Source organism: Psychrobacter sp. Pi2-52 (assembly GCF_904846705.1).
Lineage (GTDB): Bacteria > Pseudomonadota > Gammaproteobacteria > Pseudomonadales > Moraxellaceae > Psychrobacter.
In genome coordinates this window covers 147,501-172,132 of the sequence record NZ_CAJHBS010000005.1, presented here as the reverse complement: position 1 = coordinate 172,132, position 24,632 = coordinate 147,501, and the positions used below count along the sequence as shown (strand labels likewise).

At 41.9% G+C, this 24,632-nt stretch carries 24 protein-coding genes; 8 read left to right on the top strand and 16 right to left on the bottom strand.

The window, feature by feature from the left end; genetic code table 11:
- Nucleotides 1-736: 736 nt before the first annotated feature.
- Together JMY00_RS04965 and JMY00_RS04960 are read left to right on the top strand one after the other, a co-directional pair.
- Nucleotides 737-1,396, top strand: a complete 660-nt coding sequence (locus JMY00_RS04965) for a hypothetical protein (protein WP_201579327.1) — start codon at nt 737-739, stop codon at nt 1,394-1,396.
- An 84-nt stretch (nt 1,397-1,480) separates the two neighbouring features.
- Complete coding sequence (locus tag JMY00_RS04960) at nt 1,481-1,855, top strand: hypothetical protein (protein WP_057758003.1); 375 nt, start codon at nt 1,481-1,483, stop codon at nt 1,853-1,855.
- A 142-nt stretch (nt 1,856-1,997) separates the two neighbouring features.
- On the opposite strand, the gene JMY00_RS04955 is transcribed toward JMY00_RS04960, so the two are convergent.
- The 7 genes from JMY00_RS04955 to JMY00_RS04925 form a co-directional block, all read right to left on the bottom strand.
- The gene (locus tag JMY00_RS04955; protein ID WP_201579326.1) at nt 1,998-2,309 is read right to left on the bottom strand and encodes an NGG1p interacting factor NIF3; all 312 of its coding nucleotides are present in this window, start codon (nt 2,307-2,309) and stop codon (nt 1,998-2,000) included.
- Nucleotides 2,310-2,346: 37 nt separating this feature from the next.
- Nucleotides 2,347-2,979 (bottom strand): DNA-3-methyladenine glycosylase, encoded by a 633-nt coding sequence (locus tag JMY00_RS04950; RefSeq protein ID WP_201579325.1) that lies wholly within the window; start codon nt 2,977-2,979, stop codon nt 2,347-2,349.
- A 274-nt stretch (nt 2,980-3,253) separates the two neighbouring features.
- Nucleotides 3,254-3,694, bottom strand: coding sequence for a hypothetical protein (locus JMY00_RS04945; protein WP_201579324.1), 441 nt, complete (start codon nt 3,692-3,694; stop codon nt 3,254-3,256).
- Between the two features lie 253 nt (nt 3,695-3,947).
- Entirely contained in the window at nt 3,948-4,661 is a 714-nt protein-coding gene (gene purC, locus JMY00_RS04940; protein ID WP_057757995.1) for a phosphoribosylaminoimidazolesuccinocarboxamide synthase, read from the bottom strand.
- A 127-nt stretch (nt 4,662-4,788) separates the two neighbouring features.
- The gene (locus JMY00_RS04935) at nt 4,789-5,136 is read right to left on the bottom strand and encodes a hypothetical protein (protein ID WP_160021461.1); all 348 of its coding nucleotides are present in this window, start codon (nt 5,134-5,136) and stop codon (nt 4,789-4,791) included.
- Nucleotides 5,137-5,256: 120 nt separating this feature from the next.
- Nucleotides 5,257-6,162: a 4-hydroxy-tetrahydrodipicolinate synthase gene (gene dapA / locus JMY00_RS04930; protein WP_201579323.1), complete on the bottom strand. Its 906-nt coding sequence runs from the start codon at nt 6,160-6,162 to the stop codon at nt 5,257-5,259.
- A 653-nt stretch (nt 6,163-6,815) separates the two neighbouring features.
- A complete protein-coding gene (locus tag JMY00_RS04925; protein WP_201573024.1) occupies nt 6,816-8,270 on the bottom strand; it encodes a Do family serine endopeptidase in 1,455 nt (484 codons plus the stop codon).
- Between the two features lie 902 nt (nt 8,271-9,172).
- On the opposite strand from JMY00_RS04925, the gene JMY00_RS04920 reads away from it, so the two are divergent.
- On the top strand, nt 9,173-11,446 hold the full coding sequence (locus JMY00_RS04920) for a sodium:proton antiporter (RefSeq protein ID WP_201579322.1): 2,274 nt from the start codon (nt 9,173-9,175) through the stop codon (nt 11,444-11,446).
- Between the two features lie 178 nt (nt 11,447-11,624).
- On the opposite strand, the gene tmk is transcribed toward JMY00_RS04920, so the two are convergent.
- The gene (tmk, locus tag JMY00_RS04915; RefSeq protein ID WP_240990658.1) at nt 11,625-12,356 is read right to left on the bottom strand and encodes a dTMP kinase; all 732 of its coding nucleotides are present in this window, start codon (nt 12,354-12,356) and stop codon (nt 11,625-11,627) included.
- An 88-nt stretch (nt 12,357-12,444) separates the two neighbouring features.
- Nucleotides 12,445-13,734 carry an endolytic transglycosylase MltG gene (gene mltG, locus JMY00_RS04910; RefSeq protein WP_201579321.1) on the bottom strand — a complete coding sequence of 430 codons (1,290 nt, stop codon included), beginning with the start codon at nt 13,732-13,734 and terminating at the stop codon, nt 12,445-12,447.
- Between the two features lie 86 nt (nt 13,735-13,820).
- Between mltG and JMY00_RS04905 the strand changes: the two genes are divergently transcribed.
- Nucleotides 13,821-14,786 carry a DNA adenine methylase gene (locus JMY00_RS04905; protein WP_201579320.1) on the top strand — a complete coding sequence of 322 codons (966 nt, stop codon included), beginning with the start codon at nt 13,821-13,823 and terminating at the stop codon, nt 14,784-14,786.
- Here the strand turns inward: JMY00_RS04905 and JMY00_RS04900 are convergent.
- Both JMY00_RS04900 and JMY00_RS04895 read right to left on the bottom strand, forming a co-directional pair.
- A complete protein-coding gene (locus JMY00_RS04900) occupies nt 14,783-15,469 on the bottom strand; it encodes a hypothetical protein (protein ID WP_201579319.1) in 687 nt (228 codons plus the stop codon). The genes JMY00_RS04905 and JMY00_RS04900 overlap by 4 nt on opposite strands.
- Nucleotides 15,459-15,689 (bottom strand): helix-turn-helix transcriptional regulator, encoded by a 231-nt coding sequence (locus JMY00_RS04895; RefSeq protein WP_201579318.1) that lies wholly within the window; start codon nt 15,687-15,689, stop codon nt 15,459-15,461. Before JMY00_RS04895 ends, JMY00_RS04900 begins: the two co-directional genes overlap by 11 nt.
- A gap of 89 nt (nt 15,690-15,778) precedes the next feature.
- Between JMY00_RS04895 and JMY00_RS04890 the strand changes: the two genes are divergently transcribed.
- On the top strand, nt 15,779-16,027 hold the full coding sequence (locus JMY00_RS04890) for a hypothetical protein (protein WP_201579317.1): 249 nt from the start codon (nt 15,779-15,781) through the stop codon (nt 16,025-16,027).
- A gap of 2 nt (nt 16,028-16,029) precedes the next feature.
- Nucleotides 16,030-16,860 (top strand): site-specific DNA-methyltransferase, encoded by an 831-nt coding sequence (locus JMY00_RS04885; protein ID WP_201579316.1) that lies wholly within the window; start codon nt 16,030-16,032, stop codon nt 16,858-16,860.
- Between the two features lie 5 nt (nt 16,861-16,865).
- Here the strand turns inward: JMY00_RS04885 and JMY00_RS04880 are convergent, their stop codons facing one another.
- A complete protein-coding gene (locus tag JMY00_RS04880; protein ID WP_240990657.1) occupies nt 16,866-17,885 on the bottom strand; it encodes an aminotransferase class IV in 1,020 nt (339 codons plus the stop codon).
- Between the two features lie 3 nt (nt 17,886-17,888).
- A complete protein-coding gene (locus tag JMY00_RS04875; protein ID WP_165598150.1) occupies nt 17,889-18,551 on the bottom strand; it encodes a hypothetical protein in 663 nt (220 codons plus the stop codon).
- A 491-nt stretch (nt 18,552-19,042) separates the two neighbouring features.
- On the opposite strand from JMY00_RS04875, the gene aroE reads away from it, so the two are divergent.
- Entirely contained in the window at nt 19,043-19,906 is an 864-nt protein-coding gene (gene aroE / locus JMY00_RS04870) for a shikimate dehydrogenase (protein ID WP_201579315.1), read from the top strand.
- A gap of 32 nt (nt 19,907-19,938) precedes the next feature.
- On the opposite strand, the gene JMY00_RS04865 is transcribed toward aroE, so the two are convergent.
- Nucleotides 19,939-21,060: an FUSC family protein gene (locus tag JMY00_RS04865; RefSeq protein WP_201579314.1), complete on the bottom strand. Its 1,122-nt coding sequence runs from the start codon at nt 21,058-21,060 to the stop codon at nt 19,939-19,941.
- A gap of 382 nt (nt 21,061-21,442) precedes the next feature.
- Here JMY00_RS04865 and JMY00_RS04860 point away from each other — a divergent pair, with 382 nt between their 5' ends.
- Nucleotides 21,443-23,263 (top strand): acyl-CoA dehydrogenase C-terminal domain-containing protein, encoded by a 1,821-nt coding sequence (locus tag JMY00_RS04860; protein ID WP_201579313.1) that lies wholly within the window; start codon nt 21,443-21,445, stop codon nt 23,261-23,263.
- A gap of 123 nt (nt 23,264-23,386) precedes the next feature.
- On the opposite strand, the gene JMY00_RS04855 is transcribed toward JMY00_RS04860, so the two are convergent.
- Both JMY00_RS04855 and ybaK read right to left on the bottom strand, forming a co-directional pair.
- On the bottom strand, nt 23,387-23,761 hold the full coding sequence (locus JMY00_RS04855; RefSeq protein WP_201579312.1) for a 5-carboxymethyl-2-hydroxymuconate Delta-isomerase: 375 nt from the start codon (nt 23,759-23,761) through the stop codon (nt 23,387-23,389).
- Between the two features lie 204 nt (nt 23,762-23,965).
- The gene (gene ybaK, locus JMY00_RS04850) at nt 23,966-24,454 is read right to left on the bottom strand and encodes a Cys-tRNA(Pro) deacylase (RefSeq protein ID WP_201579311.1); all 489 of its coding nucleotides are present in this window, start codon (nt 24,452-24,454) and stop codon (nt 23,966-23,968) included.
- Nucleotides 24,455-24,632 lie beyond the last annotated feature (178 nt).

Here is a 24,632-nt window from a genome sequence, read left to right as displayed (position 1 = left end):
TCTAAAAAGTGGTCGATGCCAATCCGTAACTGGACGTCTGCTCTGAATCGTTTTATGATTATGTTTGATGACCGTATCAGTAAGCATTTAATCTAAATGGCAGTTACACAGAATCTGGGATGGTCTCAATAAATTACCATTCTCCAGACACGATAAAACCGCATAGCAATCAATTGTTATGCGGTTTTATTGTTAACTATCCATGTTACCTATCACGACTGCTTTTCATGCATCCTTGCACAAATATTCAGTATATTGTGATACTGGGCATCCTGCCCTTTTTACTACACTACAGCTTCAGTATTACTTGCTGCTATCAGCAAAGGGTATGCGTCCTTACTTCAATCGCTATTGTCATCCTGACGCTAGTTATCGAATCATTATCCTTAATGCGGTTAACTCAATCCTTGAGTCACATTCCCTAATGCCGTGTGACTATAATGCCTAACTCTCACTCGTATGTTAAGTCGCGTAAACGTCATTACGTGTAAGCATATGCTTACAACAATCTATTTTACTTGCCACAATTATTACAACTTATTAACGCAAATGACACCTAGCGCAAAGTTTTGTGCTCTATTATAGATAATGTAAGGAAATATTTCGAAAAATAACCTAATAAAGATACTTATTAATTACGATCTAATTTAATTCATCAGAATACTTTTAAAATCTTATAGTTATAGATATTTCTAACATATATCGCCTACTTAATACCATCATAGGATATTGCCTCATGAAAGCAATAAAACCTTTCTCTATTAAGGCCACTGTATCTACTGGTCTTGTCGTTGCATTATTGGGTACGACAGTGGGTTGTGCGGTTGTAGGTTCAGGATATGACAATCAGCCCGTATATCGTGGTGATAATAATAGCCAAAGTAATAACTTTAATCGCGTAAGTCAGCAGCTTCGACAAGACTTGCGCCGTAAAGGCTATCAAGTTATAGATATCAGAGCTGATAGTTACCGTGGTGATCGAGCTCTTACGGCTTATGCTAAAAAGAACAACCAAGCCTACGAGCTAAAATATACTTACCCTACCCTAAGACTTATCAACTCAAGCAAAAAAGCGTGGCCAGATAACTGGGATAATAAGTCGCAAAATAATAATGGCCGCTATAAAGAAAACAAGCGTAAAGATAATTATCAGAATGGTCAGCGCTATAAAAAAGGCGATGTCGAAGACACTATTAAAAGAGAATCACGTTACCCAGCTATTAAACGCCGTGCTATCAACAAAGTAAGGGCTATGGGCTACCGTGTTGAAGATATCGATCTTGAAGAAAAAAATAAGCGCGGTGTCTTTGAGATTGAGGCCAAACGAGGTTCACAGAAGTACGAAATATTATTAAGTTATCCAAATTTAGATGTTATGAAAGTCAGAAAAGATTGATTGCTTTCAGCATTTTTAGCTAATTACCTCGGTACATTTAACTTTTACCCATATTGAGCAACGATATATTGCTAGGAAATCATTATGAAAACTCTATCATTTGCAACATTAAAGACGGTAGCGACTGGCAGCATAGTCGCAGCTTTATTGGCAGTGACCACAGGCTGTGTGACTGCACCGAATGGCTACAATGGCTATGACGACCTATACGAGCATACTCATAAGGACAATAAAGGCCATAAAAAACACAAAGACAAAAAGAACGATAAAAACAGCTATGTCTCCGTTGTCGAGCAACGAGCTGCTAGTAAAGTCCGTAGCATGGGATATCGTGTCAAAGACGTTAAGTATAAAAACGGTGATCGTAAGATTAAGATAAAGGCTGAACGTGGACGCGACGATTATAAAATCGAGCTAGGCTATCCAAGCTACAACGTGATTAAGCTTAAAAAAGATTAATCAGTTGTTAAGGGCTGACATTCACTATTAATACTCAGTTGAAATATTAAAAGCTTTATAGCCAAATAAGTTAGCAAATGGCTTATTTGGTTTTTCTATGAGAATTCTTACAGTCAATCATCTGATACTTTTCTATATAAAACTAAAAATCCAAAACTTTTATCACATCATAAGCTGGCGTTTCATAGGGGTGCGCTTCTTTTAACGCGGCAATGGTAGCATCGATAAAAGCTTCATCTACCACCATTTCCACTCGCCACTCATCGACTATTTCTAAACTATCCTGTGTGCCAATGTGCGGCGTACTACCTGATAATGGCATAAACTGACCGCTTCCTTGTACCTGCCAACAGCATTGCTCATAGTTTCCAATCTTCCCAGCGCCAGCAGCAAACAAAGCAGACTTTACTTGGTCTAACGCTGCATCAGGAATAAAAACGGTCAACTTGTACATAGGCTTACCTCATAGAATAGTTTTGAATCTCAATCTGCTAGCTCTTAGATAAGGAAGGATGCTCGGTCCATATATAACGTAGCAGCCAGTCTTTGGCATCACCGGCATAATCAATACCAATACGTGGGCGTAGTGATACAGGTGGCTGGCAATTATCATCTTCTATCCAAACGTCTGATGTCGGCGAAACAGGTTTGCCATATAAATCGCGATCAATTTGCAAGCGTTTGGTCAATTTGCCAGGGCCTGCAAACTGCTTAGGGTGAGTAAACTGCTTATCTGAACTGAGTTGTTGCTCTTCAATCAGACGGTCACTATCATCCGTCAAAAACCCAGCGCGGATCAATACCGATTCAGGCGACTCTACAGAGCCGCTAATCAAATTTAGCATATGATGCACGCCATAGGTCAAATAGACATAGAACACACCGCCTTGCTCATACATAATCTCTGTGCGTGCCGTTCGAGTGCCTGCATGTGAGTGGCAAGCGGGATCATCTTGACCAATATAGGCCTCAGTCTCAGAGATACGCATACGTAGCGTTTTTTGCTGTCCATCACTATCGGTTAGCTGTCGACATAAGACTTTACCAATCAGGTCAGCAGCGACCACACAGGTCGGACGAGTGAACCAGTCAGGATCCAAAACGGTTGATGAGGCAGTAGACATCAGCGAAACCTTTTCTTATTTTTATGGTCTAATCAATATGAGTAAGCATTAACAAATTAGCATAAAAGTAAGATAAGGTATCGGGGACAGTGTTGGCGCTATGTTTGATTTTTTATACAATCTAAACTACAAGCCTGTGCCTAAAGAGTAATACTGTTTTATAAATAGATAGAAGTTGCAGGCTGTGATGTGTGGTTCCATTATGGCAGTCTATTTTAAGTAGTCTGTTAATACGTTTGAAGAGTGAAATAGCTGGTTCCGTTGGGGTATACCGTTAATACTTTAAGAGTATATTTTCTGATTTTCTAGTTGATACCTGCAAATCTCCTTGATCTAATTTTTTTAAATGCGCGTAATTGTTTCCAAAAGAGATAATGTGTGCCTTAAACTCTTTAGGCAAATCTATGTGATATTTTTGAACTAGATAAATGTGCATGTCATACCAGAAAAAAACTCCATCCGAGTACTCACCTGTACAAACATTATACTTACTATCAATTGGATCCTTTACAAGTCCCATCCATGCATAAACTAATTCTCCACTTCTCATATAATTTGAAAATAAGCTAGCCTCTGCTGAGGTTAGCTTATTTATATGATTTAATACACTTGGAAACTCTTTAAGCTTATCTTTACCTAAAAAGTATTTAGAATCTTGACTTGTATATTCAGTACCTAATTCTTCGATAAATCGTGGCAACACTTTAAATGACATACTCATGACCTCTAATGCGCTAAATAGTCAGCGATAAATTGCCTCTATGATAACTTACTTGAAGAGCCATCAAGCCTAGGTTGTCAAATACACTCGGATGTACACTAATGCGACACAGGAGGTTACGTTAATTGAAATCACTTGAGCTACAGCCGAGCCTTCAAGTCCTCACTAGGGTACCATTATAAATATAATGACATAAAAAAACTGAGCACATGGCTCAGTTTTTTATTTTATGCTAAGTATCAGATACTTATTTTAATGGCACACCAATACGGTCAGCCACTTCTTCATAAGCTTCGATCACATCGCCTAATGACTGACGGAAACGGTCTTTATCAAGTTTCTTCTTAGTGTTCTTATCCCAGATACGGCAGCCATCTGGTGAGAACTCGTCACCTAACACGATACGGTCATGGAATACGCCAAACTCTAGTTTAAAATCAACTAGGATTAAATCACCCGCATCAAACAATGCCTTTAATACATCGTTGACTTGATAGGTCAGCTCTTCCATCTTAGCCAATTGCTCTTTGGTCGCCCAGCCAAGAGATACAGAAAGTGATTCGTTAACCATCGGATCACCTAGCGCATCATCTTTATAAAACAGCTCATAAGTTGGCGGCGTCAATGCTTGACCTTCTTCTAAGCCTAAACGACGCACCAAACTACCAGCTGCAAAGTTACGAACCACGCACTCTACAGGAATCATGTCCAAGCGTTTAACCAACACTTCGTCATCAGACAATTGCTTCTCGAAATGTGTTTCGATACCAGCATCAGACAATTTTTGCATGATAAAAGCATTAAAGCGGTTATTAACCACACCTTTACGTGCTAATTGTTCGATACGCTTACCATCAAGCGCTGAGGTATCATCACGGAAGTGCAAAATCAGAAGATCATTGTCTTCTGTTTCATAGACAGATTTGGCTTTACCTTTATACAGCAGTTGTTGCTTTTGCATTATGGGGGTTCCTGTTCGTTCAAGCTTATGTGGTAAAAACGCGCAGCTACCGCTGACTGATGTAAGATACATGGTTTGCAGCTATGATAAAGACGCAACAGTCAGCGATATAGATAAGGGAATAAGTTTAGTTCGAAGTGTTACTAACAGCACGCTGAGGTTTTGGCAGTTGATACTGATTGCCTGACTCATTTTGTAGTTGGAGCGTGTTTGCCCCAGCATTAGGTGTTGAATACAAAGGTACAAAGGGTGCCGTTTCTTGGGCGGCAGGTAGCTCTATCGGTGCAAGCTTTTTGCTTTGCTGATAATCTAAGCTGCCGTTATCACGTTTACCAAGCAGGTTTTTGGTCGCTTGACAGCCGCTTAATACCAAAGTGCTACCCAAAACCAAGGTCAGCATTGCTGGAAATAATTTTGTCGTTGATGATGCTGTCTTTGATGTTACTGTCATCATGTTGTCTCTCTGAGTTAGCAGTTATTGCTCATGTAGGCGATTGACTTATCGTGATAAGTTGACTTGCTGCTAGCTCGAATGGCACTCATCTAATGTGCAGCAAGTCTTAAATCGCCGAATATCAATTGGCTAAATATCAATTTATCGTATGTTTGCTCGAACCAATGCTTCATCGATAGTCGCATGATGCTGCTCGGCGAGCCAAACCAATGGCAGACGGATACCTTTATCGATAATGCCCATTTTATGCAAGGCGTACTTCACTGGGATAGGGCTTGATTCGATAAATAGGTCACGGTGCAGATGCTTGACCACGTCATGGATTTTACCAGCCGCTTCAAAATCACCACGTAAACCCGCAGAAAAGGTCTCGCTCATAGCTTTTGGTGCCACGTTAGCCGTGACTGAGATATTACCTTTGCCACCTACTTTCATTAGATCAAGCGCAGTGCCGTCATCACCAGATAGTACAACCATTCTGTCACCAACGGCTTTGATCAATTGCTCACCGCGACCGACAGATCCTGTCGCATCTTTGATAGCAACGATATTATTGATATCACATAAACGCTCAACCGTTTCTTGAGCGATATCAACCACTGTACGTCCAGGCACGTTATACAGCATTTGCGGTATATTTACGGCTTTGGCAATGGCTTGATAATGCTGAAATAAGCCTTCTTGTGGCGGCTTATTGTAGTAAGGAGCAACGAGCAACGCACAGTCTGCGCCTGCATCGGCAGCATCCTGAGTCAGCTTGATGGCTTCCATCGTGTTGTTGGCACCAGTACCCGCGATGACCGGTACACGACCCTTGACATGCTGGACAAAATAGCGAATGACATCGCTATGCTCTTGCATAGATAGGGTCGCTGATTCGCCAGTAGTACCAACAGCCACAAGGCAGTGTGTGCCCTGCTCGATCTGCCAATCTATGAGATCTGCGAGACGTTTATAATCGACCTTACCGTCAGGGTGCATGGGCGTTACCAAAGCTACCATTGAGCCTTGTAGTCGGGTTTTGATCTCGTCGTATGCTGTGCTCATAACCGTGCCTTACTGTATTATCCTAGCTTTTATTAAAGCTGTCACATGATAGGTCGTTTGCAAGTGGCCATTGCTTTGTATGCGTTGATAAACGCTGATGGCGTAACTTACTTGATGTTAATGCTGCGTCTCTACTTACTATAATAGCGTTTGTATCATAGATTATTATATCTACGATATCAGTATCGTGATGGCAATCTACCAAGAGTAATGGGCGTACCTACTAACCGACAGAAATATAATAATAAGAGTGCTCGTTAGTGTAGCATATTTTGATTTGACCGCTATCAATCAATTGGCAGTCAGCACATAATTTTAGTACCAAAAAACGGGAGTTATTTTTTGCTTAAATTTATAGAACTTGAACTAAAACCTTGCAAAGAAGTAATCACATTACTGTAGAAGCAGTTTAGCGTAATCAACGTGCGCTGATAAGTCTCTTATGTAATATTAACGAATCGTCAACACATCGATAGTAGGTCGATAGAATCGAAAAGGCAACCCTCTCGTACCGATGCTCATGAATATACAATATTCTATTAATAAGCTAAATAGAAAGCACAATTATTGACGTGCGCGCTGCCTTTATACTCTGCACCCTAATCTGAGTTACATTATTAGTCACATTAACAGTCACGCTTTAATCATGACACCTACTCAATACGCAGACCAATAATAGCAGGAATGCCTTGGCGTATAACCTCTATAGTGACCACGCCTTTTTTAGGAAGAGATGAGATAGCACCTGAAAAGTCTGCCACTGTTTCAATCGGCTTTTGATGAAAGTTGGTAATAACATCGCCTGCCAGAATACCTGAGCGCGCGGCCAATCCAGTAGGATCCACTGTAGTAACCAATATGCCCGTTTTATTATCGACTGCGATTTCTGCTTGTTCATCTGCCGTCAAATCGCGTAAACGCAAGCCCAACTGTACATCATCATTTTGCTCATCACCGCTCTGTGCTCTTACATCATTGGGCGCATAAGCGAGCTTGCCGTTAATCACCATCTGCTTACCGTTACGCTGGATCCGTGCACGGAAGGGATCGCTTGGACGCGCTCGGTTGAGCAAGTTCAGCAAATCTGATGCCTCCATGATTTGTACGTCATTGTATTGCAAAATGATGTCACCAGGTTTTAGGCCTGATTTTTGTGCTGGTGAGTCTGGTGATACACGAGTCAGTAAGGCACCTTGAGGACGCTCTAAATTATAAGCCTCGGCCAGATTTCGATCGATATCTTGTGGATAGATTCCTAAATATGCACGCGCCACTTCACCGTCGTTTTTCAGCTGTTCATAAATATCCATGGCAGCGTCAATAGGGATAGAGAATGACAGTCCCATATAACCGCCAGTACCACTAAAAATGCGCGAATTGATTCCAATCACTTCGCCGCGCTGGTTAAATAGTGGCCCGCCAGAGTTACCAGGGTTTAGCGCTACATCTGTTTGGATAAATGGCACGCTCGTCTCACGTGAGAAACTACGCGACTTGGCACTGACAATACCAGCAGAGGCTGAATAGTCAAAACCAAATGGCGAACCAATTGCTAACACTGGCTCTCCTACTTTTAGACCACTTGAGTCGCCAATAGGCAGAGCTGGAAATTGGCTGCCCTCAACTTTTAGCACGGCCACATCTGAGCGCTCGTCACTACCGACCAAAGTTGCATCAAGCTCGGTTCTATCATTGAGCGTCACAGTGATTTTGTCCGCACCTGCGATGACATGATGATTGGTCAGCATATATCCATTGGAGGTAATAAAAAAGGCCGTACCATAAGCATGTTCAATCGCTGGCGTCGCGACTCGATCAGGGATACGTAGACGATCACCAAAGAACTGACGCAACACTTCAGCAGTCTGAGCCTTAGCAAGCTCGGCTTCACTAATCGTTTTGGTAACATTGACACGTGCCACTGCTGGCGTGACTTGTTGCACCAAACCAGAGAAATCAGCCGTCGTGACTGCAGCCTGAGCACTGTTTATCGTCGTGACATTAATACTAGCAAACATCGCGGTACTAACAGCAAGTGCCAGCGCACTACGTTGTAACCAGCGCTGCATATTAGCAGTGGTCTGTCCTTTGAACATATTGATAGGCATTTTGTGTCCTCCATATGAGTAATCGCTGTTATTAACAGCCACGTTATGATTGTCAGCGATAGCGACTACACCAAGCGGCATGCCCCTATTCGTTACTATTCGGTGAAATTATATTCTTTTATCTATTTATCTTGTCTATTTATGCGGCACAGCACTTTTATTCGAACTTATTGTCATAGCTTTTTAGCCGTTACTTTACGCTTATTTTTATCACTACTCATTATTTGAATACTTATAGAGCGCTCGTCTTTAGGACATGGTTAATAGTGTAGAACATGATTAATAGTGTCTTATAAAAATAAACCATGCCAGCAATCAGTATATGACATTTCATGGCGCTAACACTATTATCCTGTGCGCGACGTGCATGCCCCACGCAGCTACTGCGTGCATGCCCCACGCAGCTACTGTATGATAAATAAAAACTTGAAGTATTATGCTGAAGCCTTTTGCATAGTGCAGGATAACCCAAGGCAACGTTATTTCATATGGGCTTCGTATACTTTCGTGGCCGTGACATGGCTTTTTAGCAGGTACGGCTTACATCAGCTTGAAATAAAATCATGGTATGATGTCAAACCAAATATTTTACTAAACAAACAAAAGTTAGCTTATATATAAGACTGTTTATTACGACCTTATTAAACTGGCTATCATCACTCTTGTTTTCCATCTTTTGCATTTCTAGCGTATTGTGATTTATCTAGAAGCGCTTTTGTCTTTGCTACTTTATAGTAGTTATATCATATCTAGCTTATTTTGTGATTCATGATGGCTATCAGTGCGATGGCTTGGCTACAACAGAAACGGATAACAACTTATTGTTAAATAAACGGTAGCGACTATCTTATAACAGCTATCGGTAGATATAAAATATGACAAGATTATAAAAGGATTAATTTATGGATACCGCCCTTTTGCTATCCGGCGTGGTTGGGATTGGCATTGCCGCCCAATGGTTGGCTTGGTATTTAAAGCAACCATCCATTTTATTTTTATTACTGATTGGTATTATCGTCGGCCCAGTGCTGGGTGTATTTGACCCAGATTTGGTATTAGGCGAGCTCATGTTTCCTTTCATCTCTTTGGGCGTAGCAATTATCCTATTTGAAGGATCGCTAACGCTAGAGTTCGATGAGATTAAGCAACATGGTACCGTGGTACAGATGCTAGTATCGGTCGGTGTACTGATTACGATTGCTATCGTGGCACTATCGACTTATTTACTATTCGATGTCGATCCATTGATTGCTTTACTCTTCGGTGCGCTAGTCTGTGTGACTGGTCCGACGGTTATTATGCCGCTGCTGCGCAGTGTACGCCCTAACAAAACCATTTCCAATATCTTGAAATGGGAAGGTATTATCATTGACCCGATCGGCGCTATCGCTGTGGTATTGGTCTATGAGTACATTATCTCAGGCGGCGAAGCCAGTAGTATTCTACTATTTGCTAAGATTGTCGTATTGGCTACTGCAATGGGTATGGCGGGCGCTTGGCTACTTGCGTTCCTTATGCGTCGTCATATGATTCCTGAGTTTTTGCGTAATGTTTTTACTCTAGCATTTGTACTGGTGTTATTTTCAATATCAAATCATCTAGAGCATGAATCTGGTCTATTGACCGTTACAGTATTGGGTGTGGCGTTGGCAAACTGGCCAAAATTCCCCCGTGAGACGATTTTAGAGTTCAATGAATCGTTAACTATTCTGCTGATTTCAGTGCTATTCATCATTCTGGCGGCGCGTGTAGAGCTAGCAAGCTTGCTTAGTGTGGGTTTTGCAGGGCTAGTGCTGCTCGCTATCGTGATGTTTGTCGCACGTCCACTATCAGTCTGGGCATCGGCTATCGGCTCTAACCTTAAGACTAATGAAAAGCTGATGATTAGCTGGATTGGGCCACGTGGTATCGTCGCTGCTGCTATCTCATCGCTGTTTGCGATTCGTTTGCAAGAGTATGATATTCAGGGCGTAGAGCTACTTGTACCTCTCGTATTTATGGTCATCATCGGTACGGTCATGATTCAGGGTCTGGGTGCAAAAGTCGTCGGTAATTTACTTGGCGTACGTGAGCCTGAGACTAACGGTATCCTTATCGTTGGCTCAAACCCAATTGCACTATTGATTGCTACCTCTCTCAAAGACCAAGGCTTCGACGTCATCGTTGCGCACAATAACTACACCAATATTGCACGCGCACGCATGAGCGGTCTGCGTACTTATTTTGGTAACCCTATCTCTGATCACGCAGATCATCATCTGGATCTAATCGGTATTGGTCGTTTGTTTGCGATGAGTATGGACAAAGAAATGAACACGCTGTCCGAGATTCATTATCGTCATGAGTTTGGTGAGCGTAAGCTATACCGTCTTAAATTCAGTGATGAAAAAGTTAAAAGCGAGCGTGATGATAAGCAATCGAACTTCCACTCACAGTGGTTGTTTGGCAAAGATGTGACCTATACCAAGCTTGCCAGTATGCTGTCCAAAAAAGCTCGAATTAAGATTACCAATATCACGGATAGCTATAGCTTTGAGCAATATAAAGCGGATAATAAGCAATTCGTACCACTATATACGGTAGATAAAGAAGGCAAACTGCACGTCATCACAGATAAGTTTGACGGTACTGTCCCTCGTGACCGTAAGCTTATATCGCTAGTGGTAGACGATGAAGTACAGCCGAAGCCAGTCGATGTAACGCCGAAGCAAGAGCAGGCTCGCATGGCAGCTGATGCTAACTTTGAGTCCAACTCAAAAGCCCCTGAAAAGCGCAAAGATCAGGAGCCTAGCTCTGATGATAGCCAGACAGCAGCGCCAGAGTCTTTGGTAGATAGTGACAAAAATGATGAGCAAAATACCGTCAATCAGTCATCAACCACCCAAAGCAGTAGCACTGAGACTAAGTCACCTTCTAGCACTACTGTAGAGAAAAGTGAGCCAGTAGAAGAGCCAAAAACATCTGCTACTAATGGGGATAATAAAGGCGTTATGTCTGCAAACTCGACAGCGACTTCGAAAACCAAAACCTCTACGAACAGTAATGGCAATGGTAGTGCGCCTAAAAACAAAAAAGGGGCGCTTGACCCAAATCGTCTACCTGACTCTGCTCAAGATAACGACGCCTCTATCGATCCTACTGAGGATATAAAAGTAGATAAAATAGATGACAAATAATGGCCATAGTTATCTGCTTTATTGATTCAATAATAAAGAATTTATCTTAATGAAAAGCCCCAGCAATGAGCTGGGGCTTTTCATTGGTGCTAACTAACTGGCTAATAACTGGCTAATAACTGGCTATCGATACATCTAACTGCCTTATAAATCTACAAACCTACTTGGCAAAACCTAATTATTTAATATCGAATCTATTCATAACCGTCTGCCATATACGCGCACTCACATCATCCGTACTGCCCGATGCATCAATACGCTGTATGCGCTCAGGGTATTCGCTCGCAAGCTGGCTAAAACCAGTATGCACCCAAGTAAAAAACTCGGTAGCCTGCTGCTCAAAACGATCTGCCGCACTGCGCTTGTTGGCACGTTTCATGCCCTCTGCTACTGGCAAATCTAGCCATAATGTTAACTCAGGAAGCTGCGTCACAAATTGCTTGATAAGCATATCTATTTTGCCGCGTACCAACTCGTCACCATACGCACGCCCAAAACCCTGATACGCAATAGTAGAGTCGGTAAACCTGTCACATATTACCCAAGTACCATTTTGGAGCGCTGGTAGAATAACCTGCTGCATATGATCACAGCGCGCCGCAAACAATAGCAGCAGCTCGGTATCGTCTTCGATATCCGTCGCTGGATCTAATAATATGTCACGCAATTGCTCGGCAAATGGGCTACCACCCGGCTCACGAGTACGCAGATATGGAATACCATTAGCTTCTAAGCGCAAGCATAACTGTTCAATCGCGGTGGTTTTGCCCACGCCTTCGGTTCCTTCAAAACTAATAAAGCGGCCTAAAGTAGGTACCGTCTCCGTATTTGAAGCACTTGATTCAGGTAGATTCGATGATGGTGTGTTGGCATGTGACGGTGTTGCGCTGGTGTGCATAGATACTGACATGATATGACCTTATGTCATTGATGAGCGCTACCTCTACTTTGTAGCACTCAATAAACGATAAGTTTTATAAGAAGATTAAGAAGGAATATTACTGCGGCGGCGTTTGAGATTTTTTCTCACGCATGACACTGAGATAGTCTTTTACTGCTTGATTGTGCTCAGCCAAGCTATTGGTAAATTTGTGCCCACCATTGCCCGTTGCCACAAAATACAATGCTTCACTATCGGCAGGATGTAAGGTCGCTTCGATAGAGGCCGCTGATGGTAGCGCAATTGGCGTTGGCGGTAAACCATCAATTTGGTAGGTGTTGTAAGACGTTTTTTCATTGATGTCTTTGCGGCGGATATTGCCATCGTAACGACTGCCCATACCATAGATAATAGTCGGGTCCGTCTGCATACGCATGTTTTTATTCAAGCGATTTCTAAATACGGCAGAAACTAAAGGACGTTCATCAGCAACACTAGTCTCTTTTTCAATAATAGATGCCATCACTAACGCTTCATATGGACTCTTATAAGGAAGATTCGGCGCACGATTTTCCCATGCATCAGTCAGCACCTGCTGCTGACGCTTATATAAGTCAGTCAATACTTTTTTATCGCTGGTTCCTTCACCATAATAATAAGTGTCAGGCGCGAACCAACCTTCAAGATTGTAGTTAACAATCGGGTCACTGCTATTAGCTACACTATCTGGCAATACACCTGTCAAATCCAATGCTTGTGCAATACTCGCATTGTCACTATCTGCGGTCAGTACTTCTTTTTCGATTTTGTCATTATCACGCAGTGCTTGGTAAAGGTCTTTAGATGTCTTACCTTCGATAATCTGTACCTTGACCATGGCCGCTTTTGCGCCTTGACCTAGTATTTGTAGCGCCTCAGCGATAGTCGGGTTTTCGGGTAGTTGATACGTACCAGCATGCAACGGCGCATCGACTTGTGACTTGATATATAGCTTGGCCACGCCTGCCGAAAACAGCGGAATCTGCTGCTGCCACTGCGGTAGTAGACCGTAATACGTCTGACCTGGCTCAATCGTGACCATTTGCTGCGGCTGCTCGATACGACCAAACAACGTCTGATAAACCATGACTAAGAAAAATGCAGCAATAAGCCCTAGCACTAGCAGCACTTGATAGCCGCGTTGCATAAAAAACGATGGGTTATTGACTTTATATTGACGTGGTTTACTGTTGCCGCTGATAAGCGAGACGTTGGTTGCTGGCGTTGCTGATGTGTCTTCCACCTTATCTACCACTGGTTGCGCGTCCGGCAGCGTGGTATCGACACGCTCCTCGACTGTGCCATCTTGTTTGTTTGACGGCGACTCATTGGGACGTTCAGGTGGTATATTGGGTGTAGGCTTGCTCATGGCAACTCGCGAGGCAGATGTTTGCTAGAATTTAGCACTGAACCGTGCGATTTTCAATGGTATTTGCTTAGCTTATGAATTGATGAGTGAAAAATGCTATAATTTTGCGCTCAAATTCTGCAATACAATCTATGCAAAGAAGGTTCTTAGTAATGGCAAAACCATTTGTAAAGTGGGTGGGCGGTAAAGGCCAATTAATACCAGAGATCACTCAACGCTTACCTGAATATGTAAAGAATGGCCTGCCATATATCTATGTCGAGCCTTTTAGTGGTAGTGCTGCATTTGCATTACATCTTTTAGATAGTGAGCATCCTCCTACTGCCGTTATCTTAAACGATATAAATACTGACCTCGTTAACCTTTATAAAGTCATAAAGTCTTACCCTGATGAACTATTAGCATGTCTAAAAGTAATTCAATCAGAATATGACCAACTTGAAGACAAGGAAGCGAAGCAACCTTATTATTATGCTAAACGCGACGAGTTTAATACTCGGCAAGCTAGTGACATTGAGCATGCTGGTCTATTCATCTTTCTAAATCGTGCAGGGTTTAATGGTTTATATAGAGTAAATAGCAAGAACAAATTTAATGTTCCTATTGGTAGCTATAAAAAACCTAATTTTGTTTTTGAAGATACTATCTTAAAAGCATCAGAAGTATTGAGTAAGGTAGAGGTATACAATCAAAGTTATGAAGATACGCTCGCTCATTTGGAGCAATCAAACAAAGACAACTTACCTGCTTTGTTTTATTTTGATCCACCTTATAAACCTTTAAGTGAGTCTTCTAGTTTTACGTCTTATTCTAAAGATAGCTTCAATGATGAAGATCAGGAAAAATTAAAATCTTTTTGTGATTTGATAGACAAAAAAGGCTATCAGTGGCTACTTAGTAATTCTGATACAACCAATCTCGATGCTGAAAATAAGTTCTTTGACACTCTATATTCAGACTATAAAATAGAGAGAGTCAAAGCTAGTCGAAGTATTAACTCAAAAGGTTCAAAACGTGGTCAAATTAATGAGTTACTGATTAGGAATTATTAAATTATTTTTTGGCTTGGTAAACTACTACTCTGTATAGCTTGCATGAACTCTTTTTTGAAATAGAATGCAAAACCTTTATTTGATACATAGCGTCCGAGCTTTTTTGAATAAATAGGGTTATACGGTTTACTATCCTTTGTTCTAATTTGCATATACTGACCATTTGCGGTGTGCAGCATACCATCCTTAGGATCAGCCATCATCTCATGTATTTTGGATTTAATAATCTCAAAATCATTATCAAGTATCTTTTTCAATGTTTCATTATCTTTTAAGTCAAGATAATGCGCTGGTAAAAAATACCAGTCCGCTTCTTTTGCTCCTTTTACCGCTGGCACGTATAAAATACTTTCGATTTTACGATAAAGATGAGTTTCGTGAAATAACTTACCGTCATAAAATAGACTATCAAACTGTGTACCTATTTGAGTAATAGCCATAGTTTCCATCGGACTACCATCTGGTTTTGATTTATTAGTTTTCAACTCACCATTTTCAAAATCTAATTCACTATTAGATAGATTTAATGTCAATAATTTTTCTAAAAACTGACCTGCAAACCCTTTATTGCCTTTGAGCTTAGTCAAATCAATAGGGACTGCTAGGTTTGGATGGTTCTTCAATATGCCAAACTTAACGTTATATAAGCTTGGTAAAAGTGGAAACGCTTCTTCAATTTTCATTTTTCACCTCAAATGTAAATAATTCCGACAAACTTATCTCAAATGCATTAGCAAACACTGCTATGTTTTCTAATGATGGATTGCGTTCACCCCTCTCTATCATGCCCACGTAGTTGTAATGAAAGCCTGTCAACTCTCCCAATTGCTTTTGACTTAACTCACGCCCTCTACGTAACTCACGAATTCTTTTGCCAAACTTAACTAGAATTAGTTTTTTCATTTGCTTTACGCTCAATAATTGGTTACTATAAAAAACACACAATAAGTGTTATTCTTATACTTTTTGGATAAGTCGTTGAGGATAATGTGATGATAAGTATCAAGAACCTTACTATTAATATGAATGCTACCTCATCGACATCCGATGATTTTTTAAATACTCAAAGCCCCATAGACGTAAGGGAAGAACTGATTAACATGCTTCGCATCATTAGCGAAGATAAGAGATTTATTGGTCAAACTGTTGTTATTCCAGACGATTGTGGGCAGTATGGTTTTGTACAGGGAGAGTTCAATTTGCCTGAGCTTCTTTATTTCTTAGCTGATATGCTGGAATAGACATGGAAAGTCATTCGTTTTTTAGTAGTACTCATTTAGATTTTAACTTACTGAAAGGTGATTGCTTAACTGTTATCCCTCAGTTAGATAATAACGTAGATATGGTCTTTGCCGATCCACCTTATTTTTTGTCCAATAATGGTCTGACAGTGAAAAACGGTAAAGTCCAGTCAGTCAATAAAGGTCAGTGGGACAAGCTTGTCAGTGACAATGATGCTTACGTATTTACATACGAATGGCTGTCTGCTGTACGAGAAAAAATGGCAGATAATGCAACCTTATGGGTCAGTGGTACACACCATAATATTTTTACCTTGGGACGTATTTTACCGCAGCTTGGTTTTAAGATACTTAATGTTATAACTTGGGAAAAAACCAATCCACCACCCAACTTTTCTTGTCGGTTTTTTACTCATTCTACAGAATTCATTATTTGGGCAAGAAAACATCCTAAAGTACCGCACTATTTCGATTACGATTTGATGAAGAGACTCAATAACGATAAGCAAATGAAAGATGTGTGGCGATTGCCAGCAATTGCTAAGTGGGAAAAATCTTGTGGTAAGCACCCTACGCAAAAACCTTTGGCATTACTAGCTCAAATTATTTTAGCTTCTACTAAGAAAAATGCAGTGGTTCTTGACCCTTTTGCTGGCTCTGCGACGACAGGAATTGCAAGTAATGTCTTAGGAAGACAATTTATTGGTATTGAACAGGAAGCTGAATACCTACAACTTAGCCAAGCGCGTTACGAAGACCTACAACAAGAAGGAAGAAAAGAGTTTTTCAAACAGCATTTCTATCGTTTATTAAATAAAGAGAGTAACAACTAAACGGATTAAAAATCCACAACCTCACCTGACAATAACATCAGACTGCTCATTGGCATGATACCGCGTAGTGCATTGCAAAAGAATAACTGCGTTAATTTAGGTAAATCCTCATCTTGTAGCGACCTGATTATGACTGGATATTGCGTCGTAGATAGTGCATCTATAATTACCTGACGCATGACGCCAGCGACGCCCGATTGATCCATGGAAGGGGTGTACCATTGGCCAGTGGTTAGGTAGTTTTCATCATCTTTATGAACGCTAGCGCTGGTTTTGGATGCTGATAGTGGTGCTTCTGCCAATTGATAGAATACATTACTCATCGTACCCTCAACCCACTGCCCGCTCATATCACGTAGCAGTCCTTCACCAAGTGTTGAAGCAAGCTTTGATGCCAATGGCTCAGATTTTATACGTTGTAGCTCACCACTAGCGAGGACATTGTCTAAGCGATTAAGGCTCTTGAGACCTGCCAGCGATGGCGGTAAGCAAGCAATCTGAGAAGACAAACATATTGCCGAGCCATTAGGTTGGATGGGTACTAAGCTTCCATCAGGCAAAGACAATTGCAGTGCCGTAGAAACCCTCATTGCCATAGCCTTTAGCCATATTTCACAGTCGCTACCGTTTGTACTAGGTTCATAGCCATAACCGCGCACATTCTGCGCAGCACGAGTGACTACTAGCTTGAGCATACCCTGCTCTAATTGCTGAGCGTACAGTTGCAGTACGGCTAATAGCTCTTCGCTATTTATGTTTAGCTGCAAGGCTTCAGCATGAGAGACAAGCCGCTGATAATGATAATCTGACCACAGTATCAACCCATCGATGACACCCATGGTGGTAAAAAACCCATCAGCATATGCCAGTCCGCGATTATCTAAAGACATCGTTACCGTTTGACTGGTTGTCCTGTTATCTTCAATCACACTGCTGTCTTTGGTCAAACTACTATCTTCGGTCACACTGCTGACTTGTGGGTACAGACACACCCAACCGTTTGGCACTGACGTCATATCGATCATGATTTAGCTATTGTCTGTTTGAGCAGCGGCTTTATTGATAACCAGCATGCAGCTATAAAACTCGCATTTTGCTAGCTCTATTTTTTGTCCACCGACGATTCTGTTTTTGATGATTTGGCTATTGAGCATATCAGCAACCATTTTACCGCCATCATCACCCATCAATTGACGCGATAGCTGATAGGCTTTTTTGGCGTGGTTTTGGCTCAGCTCTTTTTCTTTGTCTGTGTCAGTAGGATTGGCATAGTACCAGCCAAGCTCTAGATATTTTTCAGAGTCGATGATATCTAGATAAGGCGCGTCCGTTTTCATAAAGCGATATTTTGCCGCTGGATTGCTGGCATAGTCTAGGCTGTTTTCGTCAGTGCTCATCACTTCGCCAAACACCGATTTTATACTATCTAACTCGTCCACCGCGAGCGACTCAACCTTATCCGTACCCCATGCTGCGACATCGTATCTCACTGGTGTGCCTTGCTGAGCAGTGGCACCGTCTAGGTCAGGATTGTTTGCGCTGTCCTGTACTGGCTCATTCGTCGTTGCCTGCTCAGTGGTCTCCGCATCTGGATTTGGAGCATCTTCTTTGGTGCTGTCACAGCCACTGAGCGTCACACCAACTGCCATTATCGTACCGACTAGAAGGGTCTGTAGGTTAGGATTCCACATGGATAATTTACTCACACTTTTAGATTGATCTCGAAATAGTATTAACGAGCTGGCAAGAACGCCGCTGATAACGAATAGTTTTCAATAAAGAGCATATTTCACAAATATTATAATCTAGCAGTCATTACAGCATATTGATATAGGTTTCCATATTTTATAGTTTACCCAACTGCTCAGCACTTGACTACCTTTTACGTTACGCGGAGCACTCCCCGAGAGTACAGATTTGTTAAATATATAACGTACTAAAACGACCTTCTCTTTAATAGAAAGTACAAAACTGCTTGCGCGTGTTTTGCGTATGCTTGCCTCAATGTCACAATTTATTTTCAAAAGCGATAAGGCGGCCTCTAATTAACGCTATCACTTTCTAATAATCGATTGGTGATAGCCTCTTGGTTTGTCAATCATAGCGTTATCCCTTATGATGATTGAGCGCCACTTACTTGCTTCTTTGATAGTATTTTTATTTTCTAGCCAGCGGACTATTTATGACCCAACACTTTATCGTTATTGGCAATCCAATCGCCCATAGTAAATCTCCTGAGATTCATGAGCAGTTTGCTATCCAAGCAGAGATTGATATTAGCTATCAGCGTCAGTACTGCCCTGATGATGCCGCTAGTTTTACGGCTGTTGTTGAAGCGTTTTTTTGCGGTGGCGGTGTGGGCGCTAATGTGACAGTTCCTTTTAAACAAGTTGCTTATGATTGCTGTGCGGCGCGTGGTGGTTTATCAGAACATGCCAAGACGGCAGGTGCGGTCAATACGTTACTGTTAAATAAAGCACTATTAGAAAGCGGCGTGCCAATTACTGAAGCACTCTATGGTGATAACACGGATGGACAAGGACTTATCAATCACATTATGAGTATGGACTGGCCGCTGACTGATGCTCGTGTGGCGCTAATAGGTTCAGGCGGTGCCGCTCGTGGCGTGATATTGCCATTATTTGAAGCAGGTATTGGCTCTCTCACGATTGCCAATCGCACCGTGTCTAAGGCAGCTGATTTGGTAAATGAGCTGAGTGCGGCCAGCTCTATAATCGATAATCAACATATCGAGGTTTGCGCGACCAATGAACTCAGCGGTTCTTTTGACATTATTATTAATGCCACCTCTATCGGCTTGTCAGGTGATACGTTACCGCTAGATGATGCTCTAAACTGTCAGTACGCTTACGACATGATGTATGGACGCCCGCTGCCATTCTTGCAGCATTTTGCCGCTCGTGGTGCACAGACCTCTGAAGGCTACGGTATGCTTATCGGTCAGGCCGCTTTAAGCTTTGAGCGTTGGACTGGTCATACTATCGATGTAGCACAAGCGACAACAGCGCTAAATAAAGACAGTTAATCAAAGAGTAATCTTTGTAGAGCTATACCCTATTAACTAAAACGTAATAATAGCCAATTTTCAAAACGGCGCAGCGGTACACGCAATCGCGTAGAGTGTATCGCTAGACCACCACTCAATCCAATCATGCAACCGAGTGCCGTATCAATCATACGCGCTTGAATAACCTCCCCAACGACTGGAGGCACTGACATCGTACTACCATACTCAGCGATAAATATCGTCAGCGGCGTGATAAATATCACCGCCAGCCCATAATGCCGATCGACAAATGACTCAATCAAAAACATCATACATAATATCGCGATAGCGATGCCCCATCCTGATAGTCCCCAAGACAGCATCCAACTTGCCACGCCCATGCCAGCCAACGTACCCAATAATCGATGCAACTGTTTGATCCACATGGTTCGTAGCTGCATACCTTGGATGATAATAAAGCAGCTCATCGCGGCCCAATACGGATAAGGCAGCTCTAACAGAACGGCGATGACCAATGCCAAACTAACGAAACCTACCACAATAAGACTATCGCTAATCATCTCAGGCTGATAATCATAGACAGGTACAGAAGCAACAGGACGGGTCGCCAATAAGAACAAACTATAGAGTAGCGCTAGCAACATCGAGGAGCCACTACCCAATATGACAAGCCCTATCGCTGAGAGCACTTGATCAATCGGCACAGGGATAAACAATGCAATCGCACCCGCCATCAACACAAACAATCCCGCTGGTGGTGGTTGTCGATAGTAACGACCTAGCATCACTACGCTAATGCCAATTAGCATAAACACGGGTAGCCGCAGTATTGGCAATAGCTGCGCGATCAGACCCAGTGCAAAGCTAAGTATCATCGCAAACCCCCAAGCCATGACCGTCACTAGCCGGTGTGGTAGGCCGCCTGCAAACGGTAGGTTTAGAATAATCATCGAGCCTAGCGAGGCTTTGATACCTGAAGACAAGTCACCAAAATAAGCCCCTACAAACACCGGAAAGCTAATCGCAATCGCCGCGATGATTGGCATATGCCATGGTCGCTGACTGCGATTGACTGTCAGTAGATGATTCAGTTCACCATCGATTAACCACTTAATACGAGTTAATAGTGCGCTTAACCAAGAGGCTCGCTGTTGCTTTTTTGAGGTATTCATAAATGGCTTTTCCTATTTGATAAGTCCATTTTTCTTTGAATTTAGATGAGTCTACATAGCCCTTTATAGAGTAATTTCAAGCGAAGATACAATTTACCTATACAAACTAAAATGAATTAATAACATAATTAATCATGAATAATAGTTATTAGTTGTATATTTGTCGCTGTTTAAGATTTATAATCATATCAACGCCATAACAGCTGTCCGTCACTAAAGACGTTCTAATAACTAATACACTAGAAAGCTGTCCACTAATAATTCACTTGATGACTAATATAACGTCTAGCTCATCTAAAATAAGTAAATATCGCTTACATAATTTGTGACTCAGATATTGCGCCATAAGTTTATGATAGCGAACTAACCAAAGAGAGCGATTATGTTAACTTACAAAGCCCCCTTACGTGATATCAAATTTTTGATTAATGATGTATTTGACTATCAGACGCATTATAAAAGCTTAGACAACGGCGAAAACGCTGATCCTGAAACTGTAGACATGATTCTACAAGGTATGGCTGATTTTGCTGAAAACGTCATTGCCCCGCTCTATCAATCAGGTGGTGAAGAAGGCTGTCATTTTGAAGATGGCGTCGTGACCACGCCAAAGGGCTTCAAAGAGGCGTATGACCAGTTCGTAGAAGGCGGCTGGCAAGGTATCTCATATCCTGAAGAATTCGGTGGTATGAATCTGCCAACGTCAATCAACCTTATCAAATCTGAGATGATCGGTACTGCTAACTGGTCATGGTCGATGTATCCTGGTCTATCAACAGGTTGTATCAACACATTGCTTCAGTACGGTACTGACGAGCAAAAAGCCCTGTATTTACCTAAACTGGTCGAAGGCTCATGGGCAGGTACCATGTGTCTGACTGAGCCACAGTGTGGTACGGATTTGGGTCAAGTTAAATCAAAAGCCATTCCACAAGATGACGGTACCTACAAAATCAGCGGTACCAAAATCTTTATCTCAAGCGGTGAGCATGACTTAACAGATAACATCGTCCATATCGTTCTAGCACGTCTACCAAATGCACCAGAAGGCACACGCGGTATTTCACTATTTATCGTACCAAAGTTCACGCCAAACGCTGAAGGTGAAGCTGGCGAGCGCAATGCCGTAGTTTGTGGTTCAATTGAGCACAAAATGGGCATCAGCGCATCATCGACTTGTGTATTGAACTTTGATGGTGCGACAGGCTATCTGATTGGCGAACCGCACAAAGGCCTAAAAGCCATGTTCACCTTTATGAACACGGCTCGTATCGGTACGGGTATCCAAGGTCTGGCGCATACAGAGTTATCTTTCCAAAATGCGCTTCCTTATGCTAAAGAGCGTCGCTCAATGCGTACGTTGTCAGGTACTAAAGACCCTGAAAAAGTAGCTGATGCGATCATCCATCATGCTGATGTACGCCGTATGCTACTGACACAAAAAGCCTTTGCCGAAGGCGGTCGCTCAATGATTTATCATTCAGCACGTTATGCAGATAAAATGGCACAAGGTATTGTCAATGGCGATGATGAAGAGTTCGAAAAATGGGACGACAAACTGGGCTTCTATACGCCAATTCTAAAAGGCTTCTTAACTGAGCTAGGTATCGAAGCTGCTAAGCACGGTCAGCAAGTCTATGGCGGCCACGGCTACATCAAAGAATGGGGCATGGAGATGATCGCTCGTGATGCTCGTATTGCGACGATGTACGAAGGGACTACTGGCGTACAAGCACTTGATCTACTAGGTCGTAAGGTTATCTTACAGTCTAAAGGTAAGATTATCCGTGATTACACGTCAAGCATCATGAAATGGTGTGGCGAGTACGCACTCGATAAAGAAATGCGTAAATTCGTTTGGGCACTGACCAAACTATGTGCTGAGTGGAACACCTTGACGGTACGCTTGATGCTGATGGCACGTAAAGATCGTGAAATCATTTCAGCCGCGTCAGAAGACTTCCTAATGTACTCAGGCTACGTGATGATGGGTTATCATTGGGCTCGTATGGCAGCGGTCGCTTATGAAAAGCTAGAAACTGGCGGCACAGAAGCACCAGAGTTCTATAAAGCAAAAATTCAGACTGCTGAATTCTACTTTGATAAGTTGCTACCACGTACTTCTGGTCACGCAGAAGCGATGGTTGCACCAAGCGAAAGCATGACATCAATGGAAATCGATCACTTTGCTTTCTTAGATTAAAATTGACTAAAACTGCATCGATAATCAATAAAAAAGCGCCTATCATTTAGGCGCTTTTTTGTGCTTAACTAAAAATATGCTTATACATAATAAAAAGCAACGAGCTGTTTAAGGCGAGTACTGTTAGCTACCAAGCATTTTTTTATGATAGACCGCACTTATCTCTTCAACTTCTACACATATCTGCAATGCCGCACGCCCTGACTGCTCTGCGCCTATTTTTTCCTCGATAGTAGCAACCAACAGCTCAGCCAATTGATCACGAGTGGCCATATCACGTCCGCTCATCAGCTTTAGGTGGGCATAAATAAATCCATTGGCCTGCTCATCATCTTCAACACCTACTAGAAATGACTTAATAGGTACAATGCGTGCTTTTATATCAGCAGGTTGCTTGAACTGACCACTATCCCACAATGCTTTGTTTAGCGATTTGAGCAATGATTCTTCGTGAGCAATACTGACGTTGGGTGTCACTTGAATAGTTAAATGTGGCATGAGCATGTCCTTAAATGTAGATAAAAATAATAGATAAGCTGGCGTATAAGTCTATGCCTTATCGCTATGGTCAATCCACAATAATATTGCGCCAAAATATTTTCAATACAAGCGAACCCAGTATAGATTATTCATAAATATGCTTAGCGAAATTGTCGACATGGCGAATTTATAATATGCAGATGATAGCCACCGTATAACATTTTACTCATCAGTGATATCACTAAAGCAAGCATCAAGCGTTGCTGCCAATTGTGTAGGCGGCAATTCAATCTCTAGACCGCGGCGGCCACCACTTACATAGACTGTGGCCTGGTCTTGAGCTGTGCTATCCATCACGGTTTTTAGTCGTTTTTTTTGACCCAGTGGACTGACACCGCCTAGCACATAACCCGTGCTACGCTCTACTTGTTTGGGGTCAGCCATCTGTACTTTTTTGCAGGATAGCAATTTATTAGAAGATAGCGCCTTAGCCATTTTCTTAAAATTAAGTGTTTTATCAACTGGTAATATCGCCACAGCAAGTACGCCAGTATCAGTCGTCACTACTAAAGTTTTGAACACTTGTGTCACCGCTACGCCGAGCTTTTCTGCAGCTTCTAAACCAAACGATGCGGCATTGCTGTCGTGAATATATTCATGTACTTGGTAAGCAAGGTTACGTTTTTTGGCAAGATCGATAGCTGGAGTCATAAGTTTTAGGCTTAATAAAGTGAAATTGAAAAGTGGACGCTATATTTATGAGTCATCGGTGATAAAAATATATTATTACGCTAAATATATGAACTTTCAAATGTTTGAGCATTTTGTATAATACGTCACTCACTACAGCGTAACCAAACCGTATTAATATTGGTAGTATATACAGACA